At 69.3% G+C, this 9,097-nt stretch carries 11 protein-coding genes; 4 read left to right on the top strand and 7 right to left on the bottom strand.

From position 1 onward, the window contains the following. Window positions 1–199: 199 nt before the first annotated feature. The gene (locus AQJ67_RS29200) at window positions 200–1,438 is read right to left on the bottom strand and encodes an FAD-dependent monooxygenase (protein WP_244190625.1); all 1,239 of its coding nucleotides are present in this window, start codon (window positions 1,436–1,438) and stop codon (window positions 200–202) included. A gap of 252 nt (window positions 1,439–1,690) precedes the next feature. Continuing rightward, window positions 1,691–2,707: an NAD(P)/FAD-dependent oxidoreductase gene (locus AQJ67_RS29205; protein WP_062722291.1), complete on the bottom strand. Its 1,017-nt coding sequence runs from the start codon at window positions 2,705–2,707 to the stop codon at window positions 1,691–1,693. Window positions 2,708–3,162: 455 nt separating this feature from the next. Between AQJ67_RS29205 and AQJ67_RS50805 the strand changes: the two genes are divergently transcribed. Beyond that, entirely contained in the window at window positions 3,163–3,330 is a 168-nt protein-coding gene (locus AQJ67_RS50805; protein WP_159058844.1) for a hypothetical protein, read from the top strand. Window positions 3,331–3,535: 205 nt separating this feature from the next. Here AQJ67_RS50805 and AQJ67_RS29215 read toward each other — a convergent pair whose 3' ends face one another. The 4 genes from AQJ67_RS29215 to AQJ67_RS29230 form a co-directional block, all read right to left on the bottom strand. After that, window positions 3,536–4,378 carry an alpha/beta fold hydrolase gene (locus AQJ67_RS29215; protein WP_062722292.1) on the bottom strand — a complete coding sequence of 281 codons (843 nt, stop codon included), beginning with the start codon at window positions 4,376–4,378 and terminating at the stop codon, window positions 3,536–3,538. Between the two features lie 108 nt (window positions 4,379–4,486). Next, the gene (locus tag AQJ67_RS29220; RefSeq protein ID WP_062722293.1) at window positions 4,487–5,302 is read right to left on the bottom strand and encodes an oxidoreductase; all 816 of its coding nucleotides are present in this window, start codon (window positions 5,300–5,302) and stop codon (window positions 4,487–4,489) included. Window positions 5,303–5,494: 192 nt separating this feature from the next. Beyond that, window positions 5,495–5,704 carry an RraA family protein gene (locus AQJ67_RS50810; RefSeq protein WP_062722294.1) on the bottom strand — a complete coding sequence of 70 codons (210 nt, stop codon included), beginning with the start codon at window positions 5,702–5,704 and terminating at the stop codon, window positions 5,495–5,497. Between the two features lie 5 nt (window positions 5,705–5,709). After that, complete coding sequence (locus AQJ67_RS29230; RefSeq protein ID WP_159058845.1) at window positions 5,710–5,973, bottom strand: hypothetical protein; 264 nt, start codon at window positions 5,971–5,973, stop codon at window positions 5,710–5,712. Between the two features lie 159 nt (window positions 5,974–6,132). Between AQJ67_RS29230 and AQJ67_RS47835 the strand changes: the two genes are divergently transcribed. Further along, a complete protein-coding gene (locus AQJ67_RS47835; protein ID WP_159058846.1) occupies window positions 6,133–6,318 on the top strand; it encodes a hypothetical protein in 186 nt (61 codons plus the stop codon). Window positions 6,319–6,398: 80 nt separating this feature from the next. On the opposite strand, the gene AQJ67_RS29235 is transcribed toward AQJ67_RS47835, so the two are convergent. Further along, entirely contained in the window at window positions 6,399–7,022 is a 624-nt protein-coding gene (locus AQJ67_RS29235) for a TetR/AcrR family transcriptional regulator (protein ID WP_062722296.1), read from the bottom strand. Window positions 7,023–7,316: 294 nt separating this feature from the next. On the opposite strand from AQJ67_RS29235, the gene AQJ67_RS29240 reads away from it, so the two are divergent. After that, complete coding sequence (locus AQJ67_RS29240) at window positions 7,317–8,261, top strand: alpha/beta fold hydrolase (protein WP_062722297.1); 945 nt, start codon at window positions 7,317–7,319, stop codon at window positions 8,259–8,261. A 396-nt stretch (window positions 8,262–8,657) separates the two neighbouring features. Beyond that, window positions 8,658–9,097: NmrA family NAD(P)-binding protein (locus AQJ67_RS29245; RefSeq protein ID WP_208615061.1), on the top strand; the 440-nt coding region annotated here is incomplete at its 3' end.

Here is a 9,097-nt window from a genome sequence, read left to right on the forward strand (position 1 = left end):
ACTGGACCAGGCTCGTCGACCGCGGCTGCTACGACGCGTGGAGCAAGCAGCTCGGGTGAACCCCGATGCAGCGGATAACAGCCTGTTCTCCGGCACATGACCCTCCCGCCCATCTCCGCGACCTGCGCCCGAGCATTCGTTCGACGAAGTTTCGGGCCCAGACGGCCTCGTTCTCCCGCTCGTATGCGAGGAGCTCCACTCACGCTGCGGCGGCGATGTCCAGACTTTTCATCCGCGTACTCTTGGCCCTCGTCTTGGCGAGCAGCCGGCCGGCGATCGGCAGCCGGCCGAGGCGGATCATCACGGACCGAAGCAGCAACTCGGCGCGGTTGCCCGGGGTGAGGAAACCGCGCTGGCTCACACCGCTGCCGAGGTGGTAGTCGATGAACGGGCGCAGGTGGTCCTCCCAGTCCTGCAGCGCTCGTGGCACGTCGTGCGGGTGGCGTTCCAGCATGGTGCCGAGCAGGTCCGCCCCGGCCAGGCCGGCGGATGCCCCCATGCCGGAGTAAAGGGTCAGGCACCACGCGGCGTCGCCGACGAGCACGACTCGGCCGCGGTACCAGTGGTCGAGGTGCACCTGCTCGGTGGAGTCGAACAGGTGGTCCGGGGCCTTCTCGAACTGGTCGAGCAGCCAACCGAGCGTGGAGCCGGTGGGCTCGGCGCCGTAGGCGGCGCGCAGCGAGTCGATGGCCGGCCGGGTGAACTCGGCGTCCACGTCGTCGGTGCGGTAGGAGAACAGCACCGACGGCGGACGGTCGGCGAACGGGAACACCCACACCGATCGGCCCGCCTCGGCCATGGTCAGCCCGTCCTGTGGGCGGTAGCCGGGTACCGGCTCGGGCAGGCTGTACACGGCGATCATGTAGTTCAGCCGACGGATCGGGCTCGGCTCGGGCTCGAACGCAAGCCGGCGCACCGTCGAGCGCAGTCCGTCCGCCCCGACCACCAGGTCGAACCGTTCGACGCTCGTCGTCTCCGTCGTCAGGTCGCGGATCTCGACATCCACCCCGTCGAGGTCCTGGTCCAGCGCGATCGGCACGGTCGAGTACCGGATCTCGACCTCGTCGGGCAGGGCGGTGAAGGCCGCGTCTTCGATGTCGCCCCGCACCGTCAGTCGAGACCCGGGGAACACATCGGCGTAGCCCACACCGCGGCGGCGCCGGCCCGTGCGGTCGACGTCGTAGCTCACGCTTTCCGGAGCGACGCGATTCGACACCGCATCGGCGAAGCCCAGCCGTTCGGCGGCGGCGAGCCCGGCCCCGAACAGGGCGAGGAAGTATCCGCCGCGGCGCCGCTCGGGGGCCTTCTCCAGCACCACCACGTCCCAGCCCGCGCGATGCAGTCGCAGCGCGGAGGTGATCCCGCTTATCCCGAGGCCGACCACCAGGGCCCGCTGTCGCGATGCCGTGTTCTTGTCCATGGGATTGCGCTCCGACATTGTCGTGTCCTTCATCTTGTGGGGGGGGGTGGGTCGGCCGTTCAGGAAGCCGAGGATGTGAATCGTCGAGGCGGGCGAGGACGTCGAGGGGTGTGGCGTTGACCTCGGCGGGACGCCCCTGCTGCCTGCTCGCTGGGCATGGCTGAAAACCGTCTGGAAGCTGATCAGTTTCCAGACGGGAAAACGGATCGGTTTCCTCACCGATGAAGGTGAGGCGAGCGGGTGACGGGCTGAGATCTCAGGGCTTCAAGATCATCGCGTGGCCGCTTTGGGGCTTTCCTCGGCGATCCTCTGGAGGGCCGCGTCGGTGTCCGCGATGGCCAGCATCCTGTTGATGTCGGCGCCGGCCAGTGCGCCGGCCGCTGCGGAGGCCCCGACCTGGGCGACCAGATCGGTGACGTTGCCGGCCACCCACACACCCGGCACCTCGGTGGTGCCGGCCATGCCGGAGGCGAAACTGCGGCCCTTCGGCAGGTCCTGCACCGGCAGGCCCAGGCCTTCCAGGCCCTGGGTGCGGGCCTGCATCGGCGAGGCGACCGCGAGGACGCGGCGCGCCACGACCTGGCCGTCGGCCAGGCGCACCCCGGCGAGGGCACCGCCGGCGTCGTTGACGACCTCGGTGACCGGGGTGTCGACGACGCGGATGCCGCGGGCGGCGAAGCGGGCGCGGCCGTCCTCGTCCAGGTCGGTGCCGTGGGTGAAGTAGGTCAGGTCCTCGGTCAGCTGACGGAACAAAAACGCGTGGTCGATGGAGACCGGTCCGGTGGCGAGGATACCGATGGGCTCATCGCGCACCTCCCAGCCGTGGCAGTACGGGCAGTGCACCACACTGTGCCCCCAGTGCTCGGCGAGCCCGGGCACCTCCGGCAGCACATCCGTCAGGCCGGTGGCCACCAGGATGCGGCGGGCGGTGATGCTGCGGCCGTCGGCCAGGGTGACGGTGAACCGCAGGTCCCCGTCCGCCGACGGGGCGGCCGGCTCGGCCGAGACCACCTCGCCGTTAACGACGCGTCCGCCGTACTGGCGCACCTGCTCCCGGCCCCGTCGAAGGATCTCGGACGGCGGGGTCCCGTCCAGGGCGAGCAGGCCGTGCACGGCCTCCGCTGGCGCGTTGCGCGGGGAGCCGCTGTCGATCACGACGACCGAGCGGCGGGAGCGGGCGAGGATCAGTGCACCGTTCAGCCCCGCGGCGCCCCCGCCGATCACCACCGCGTCGACGGTCCCCTCGGCCAGTGCGTCGCTCGCATCCAGAGGAGTCGCCACAGCCATGGCCTCCTGCCTTTCCTTGTCAGTCATGGTTCGGTCAGCCCTTCGAGTTCTGGGTGGTGGGAGGGGGGCAGCTGTTCAGGAAGCCGAGGATGTGGTCGGCGACCGTCTGGGGCCGCTCCAGGTGCAGGAAGTTCACCGCGCCGGGTTATGGCCCCGTACAGGTAGAGCGACGGGACGGTGAGGCGCCAGGCGTGCACGCAGCCTGTCCGGTGAGCTCAGGACAGTTGTGTACTGAACAGTCAGAAACTTAGGCGGTTCTGTACTGAGTTGTCAAGCGCGGTCGGCTTGATGCCGCATCTTTCTGAGTTCGAAGGATGCATGTCATGCCGACGAAGGTGGATCCCGAGCTGAGGGCCCGAGCCGTCCGGCTGGTGCTGTAGCACCGTGCCGAGTACCCGACCAAATACTGCGGCGGTGCTGACGGTGTCCAAGCAGGTCGGGGGAGGCATAAGTCGTTGTGGCGCTGGGGCGCTCAGGCCGAGATTGACGGTGGCGAGGCGCCCGGGGTCACGATCGAGGAGAACGAGGAGAACGAGGAGATCCGCCGGCTGCGTGAGGACGCGGCGATTCTGAAGGCGGCTACAACTTTCTTCGTCGGGGAGCTCGACCCCCGCAACGGCTGATGGTCACCTTCATCGACGAGCAGCGTTCACCTGACGGTTCTGACCGACCGGGTTGAAGGTTGCACGCTGGTCACCGGGCGGAGATCCGCCCCATCCCGCAGTCCGCAGTCCGCAGTCCGCAGTCCGCAGTCCGCAACAACGCCATGTCAGAGTCCGCCCCGCGCCGCCCATTCCGGTGGTCTCGCCGTGAGGGGCGAGTGATCCGCTAGTTGGCCCATGCCGCGATCCGTTTCGCGATCGCCTCGGGGGCCTCGATGTGCAGGAAGTGACCGACGTCGGGGACGATCTCCATCGCGTGCGGGGCGGCGAACCGATGCCGGTCGTCGACCTTCGGGGGGAGGAAGCAGCCGTCGTCGGCACCGTAAAGCTGCAGCAGGGGCACCTCGATCGGCTGAGACAGGCGGCGCGTCGCCCCGATCATGCCGGGTCGCATCATCTCCCGGTAGTACTTGATGGGTGCGGGCATGCTCGCCCGCAGGTGCTCGTGCAGCTCCGCCTGCAGCGCTGGATCGAGCGAGAAGCCGGGCGACCACTGACGCCAGAGGCGGTCGATGAAGGCGAGATCGCGGGCGCTGGCCATCCAGCCGCTTCCCGGCAGTTGAAAGAGCCCCATGTACCAGATCCGGCGTAGCTGAGCCAGGCGCGGCCGGCTCAGGAACGTGATGGGGTGGGGGACTGCGAGCGTGACCGCGCGTTCGATCCGCTCCGGCGCGGTGACGACCGTGTCGTAGGTGATCAGGGCGCCCCAGTCGTGGCCGACCAACTCCACGGCTCGCCCGGGAGACCAGCGGTCGATCAGCGCGAGCACGTCGCCGGTGAGGGAGGCGAAGTCGAACGGCCCCGCGGTCGGGGACGGCGCGTAACCGCGGAGCCAGGGTGCGAGGACGCGACGTCCGTGGCGGGCGAGCTCGGCGAGGAAGGGCTTCGCGGTCAGCGGATGGTCCGGGAAGCCGTGCAGGACGACCGTCGGCCGACCATCGGGATCACCACCCTGCAGCGCGTGAAAGGTGCCGTGCGGCAGGTCGAAGGTGACGTGTTCAAATTCCATGGGTGTCAATCTTTTCCAAGAGCGGTCGGACGACAGATGCGGATGTTGGCTTCAGCGTCTCTGGTTTCGGACATGTGCGCCTCCTCAGGCGCCGGGTGTGCTGCGGGGTCAGCCGACCAGTCGGTTGAGCTTGCGGATTTGTTGGTCGAAGGCGCGCGAGGGCACGATCCGGCGCAGGAGGCTGACGCGTTTGGCCATCGGGCCGGCGGGGTAGCGGAGCTTGGGCTTGGCATCGGTGGCGGCCGCGACGATCACCTTCGCGACAACGTCCGGGTCGTCGGCGCTGCGCACGGCCGTGGCCAGCACATCTCGGGCGACCTCCCGCTGCGCGGCGTAGACCGGCACGGGCGAGTCGGGTGCCATGCTGCTCGCCTCGAAACTTGTGCGTGTGTAGGTCGGCTCGACCAGCAGCATCCGGACGCCGTGCTCACGAAGCTCGTGGTCGACGGACTCGGCGTAGCCCTCGACCGCATGCTTGGTGGCGGCGTAGACGGCCATGAAGGGGGCTGGGATCCGACCGAGCATCGAGGAGACGTTGATCACGCGGCCACGGCGCTGGGCGCGCATCTGGGGCAGCACCGCGTTCGTCATCCGCATCAGACCGAAGACATTGATGTCGAAGACCTCCTTGGCCTGGTCGATCGAGCTCTCCTCGCCCGCGCCGACCGCGCCCACGCCTGCGTTGTTGACCAGGACGTCGATCCGGCCGAACCGCTCGATCACCTCCTCGACCAGGGAGCGGACCGACTCGTCGCTGGCCACGTCGAGATCGAGGAACGTCACCCCGGCGATCGGCCTGGCGTTCGCCGCGTTGCGGCTCGTGCCGACCACCGCGAAGCCGGCGCCCACGAGGGCGAGCGCCGCCGCCCGCCCGATCCCGGAGGAGGCGCCCGTCACAAGGGCCACTGGGGAAGCTGTCTGCATGTCGGTTCCTTCGGTTGTGGGCACGACTTCGTCGTGCCCTGCGCGGGGTCGCCTGGGCTCAGGTCGACACAGTTCCCACCGGTCCTGCCCGCCCGGACCAAAGCCGGTCCGGCCAAGCTCGGGATCGTTGTGGACTGAACAGTCAGAAACCTAGGCGGTTCTGTACTGAGTTGTCAAGTACGGCGGGCGGCTTTACCTGTCCCCTTGGTCGCGACGACGGTGGCCGAGTGTGTGCGAGCAGTCCTGCAGGGGAACGCACAGCACTCCGTCGTCGTCGGCCGCGATCGCGTCACCTCGTCGGACGGTGGCGCCGGCGACCACGGCGGGCGCGGTCACCGGGCCGGGGCCGGTCTGTCCCATGTCCTGCGCCGAGACCCCTCGCGAACGGGCGGGGAAGCCCATTGCCGTCAGCTCGGACGGGCCATGTGGTCCTGCGCGGTCATGCAGCCCGTCGTCTTGGTCTCGACGTCGGACACGGGTGTGATGTCCAGCAGCAGGCCCGGGGTGAACCTCGCAGACCTGTGGCTGGCGCGGCTCGAACCGGAACCCCTGGGCGGCGGCGAGCGGCCGGGTGCGCGATGGTGGCCGTGGGCCTGGGCGATCTTGCGCGTCAGCAGGGTGGTCGCCTGTGCCGGTTGTGGTCCCGGCTGCACGGGGGGGGCGTCCGCCACGTGGGTGAGCGGGACGTCAGGCTGACGCTCGCGCGGGATGGCGACCATCGGACCGGTCGCCGATCGTCGACGCCCAGCGGGAATCCGTACCGCTCCCCGCATCCGCGGGGACGGCAACCAGCTCTACGGGGCATCGAGGCGGAGCACTGGCACGAATTCGTGCATACGCGGTCCGAGTTGGCGCAGCGGCGGCCGAAGTGCCACCGTCTGGCCGGCGGCGTGGCGTTCGGCCGGCTGACCGTGCAGTTCAAGCCCGGCGACACCGCGCCTGCGGTGGAGCAACTCGACTGGGGGCGGGCGCAGTTCTTCGCCAACCGCCCGGGCGACCGCCCGGGCGGCGCGTAAACCTGCGGGCCGCGCCTGCGCGGCGTCGAGGTGGGCCGGCCGCATCGGATGCCGGCGCAACGGGGCCGGCCGTGCCCTTCTCAGCTTTGGCGCGGGCGGGGCAGGAGTGCGAACGCGCTCTCCGCGATCGAGGTGAGGCGGTCGGGGCTGTGGCCGTAGGCGCCCACGACGTCGCTGCCGCGGATGACGGTCAGCAGGAGGTAGGCGAGGTCGTCGGGGTCCGCGTCGGGGTCGATGTCGCCGTTGCGCTGCGCCGCTCGCACGCACTCGGCCACGGCCGTGCGGACTACGGCGAAGCAGTCGTGGGCCAGGCGTTGCACCTCGGGGTCGGAGGCGCCGATCTCCAGGGCCATTTTGGCGGCGAAGCAGGCCGCCCCCGTCCGGTCGGGGGCGGGGGGCACGTCGGGGGCGAGCGGCACTCCGTGGACGGCGCGGAGCAGGTATGCGTGCAGGCGTTCCAGGGCACCCTCGTCCGGTCCGGCGAGCGCCTTCCGCGGACCCTCCCCGAGCCGGGCGAAGTAGCCGCCCATCGCCTGCATCAGCACGCCGTGCTTGCCGTCGAACGCGGCATAGAGGCTGCCGCGGCCCAGGCCGGTGGCGGCGCTGATGTCGTCGACGCTGGTGCCGTTGTAGCCCGAGGCGCGGAACTGCCGCTCGGCGGCATGCAGGACGTGGTCGCGGTCAAAGCTTCGTGGTCTGGCCATGCATCGAAGGTAAAGCCGACCCACCCTTCTTGACAACCCAGTACAGAACCATCTAGGTTCCTTACCGTTCAGTCCACAACGGTCCTGAGCTCCCCGGACAGGCTTGGTCCGGGCGTGCAGGACCGCGACGCCGCGAAGGCGGTTCGGGCGTTGAACTCATGACGTTCAGGGCGTCGCACGCAGTTCGACGCAAGAACGAGCCAGCCGATGAAGGCTGCTTCGGAACCAATACTTCGGAGGACCTCATGACCGCGGTCAGTACGGACAACACCGCACCGGAAGGCACGATGTCCCGTGATTGCTGCTGAAGAGACGTTCGACGGCACGTGGCCGTATCCCGCCCGCTTCAACGAGGCGGCCGGCTTCCGTCAGCACTACGTCGACGAGGGCCCCGTACGGCCCGGTCAGACGATCGTCATGCTGCATGGCGAGCCCACGTGGGGCTACGAGTGGCGGCACCTGATCGGGCCGCTGTCACGTCACCATCGGGTGGTCGTTCCCGACCACATGGGCTTCGGCAAGAGCGAGACACCGCAGGACCGCACGTACGACGCGAGCGAACACATCCTCAATCTCGAATCGTTGCTCGTCGACACGCTCGACCTCACGGACATCACCCTGGTGGTCCGTGACTGGGGCGGCCCCATCGGCGCCGGGTTCGCATTGCGTAATCCCGGCCGGATCTCCCGGATCTTCGCGGTGAACACCGTGCTGCCTCTCGCCGAGGGCATCGAGGATCTGATGAAGGCCAACGGCGCCGAGAGCCGGTGGTTCCAGTGGGCCCACTCGGCGCTCGCGGACGGTTCGTTCGAGCAGATCCTCGGAAACGCGGGTCACACCATCGCCCAGCTGATGATCGACCTGCAGCATGTCGCCCGACCGGAGATCGCCACGCCGACCTGGATCCGCGCGTACTCCAGCCCCTTCCCCACCCCGGCCGAGAGCCGCGGTGTCATCGCCTTCCCCCGGCAGGTCCTGGAAGGCCCGCAGAGCCCCCCGCCCGGCCCGCCGCCCATGGAAGCCGTCGCCGCACTGCGCGCCGTGCCGGCGATGCTGGCGGTCGGGATGCGCGACACCGCACTGCTGCCCCAGTACGTGATCCCGTCGTTCAAGCTCAGCTACCCCGACGCACCCGTGGTCGAGATCCCGGGCGCCGGCCACTTCCCGACCGAGGACGCGCCCGAGACGCTGCTGGCACTGCTCGAACTGTTCCTGCAGACGACGCCCGCGCGTACCTGACCCCTCCATGTCGAACGGGCGGCTGCGCGCGTGCGGAATCGGCCGTTCACCATGCGGGAGGTTGTGGCTACGAAGCCGCGCCGCCGCCGGGACGACGGTGCCCGGCCACGACTCTCCGTCGTCGACGGCGTTCCCCCGTCCTGCGACCACACCTCACCCCAACACCTTCCGGAGCGGCTCCACGATCTCGGCCCGTCACCCGCTCGCCTCACCTCCATCGGTGAGGAAACCAATCAGTCTCCAGACGGCTTTCAGCCATGCCCAGCAGGCAGGCAGGAGCGTCCCGCCGAGGTCAACGCCACACTCCTCAACTTCCTCCCCCACCTCGACGACTTCACATCCTCGGCTTCCTGAACGGCCGACCCACCCCCCCCCCACCAGATGAAGGACACACCAATGACGGAACGCAATCCCATTCTGATCACCGGCGCCGGCGGCCAAGTCGGTGGCGTGAGCAGGCTGATGGTCGACATGCTGCTCGAACAGGGCCACCCGGTGCGCGCGTTCGTGCGACGGGACGACGAACGCGCGCAGTCGCTGCGCGAGGCCGGGGCCGAGGTCTTCGTCGGCGACCTGCTCAAACTCGCGGACGTGGCCGCCGCGCTGAAGGGTGTCAAGCGCATCTACTTCAGCATGACCCCGCAGCCGTACTACGCCGATGCCCTCACCGTGATGGCCGCGGCGGCGCGAGCCCAGGGCGACATCGAGGCCTTCGTGCACCTGTCCAACTACGAGCAGTCGTACATGACGCTCGAGAAGATGACCGCACCGGATGAGGAGCGGCATTCCTGGCTCGGCGGACTGGTCACGGACTGGTCACCGCAGCAGCGGGCGCA

The sequence above is a fragment of the Streptomyces caeruleatus genome (genome assembly GCF_001514235.1).
GTDB lineage: Bacteria > Actinomycetota > Actinomycetes > Streptomycetales > Streptomycetaceae > Streptomyces > Streptomyces caeruleatus.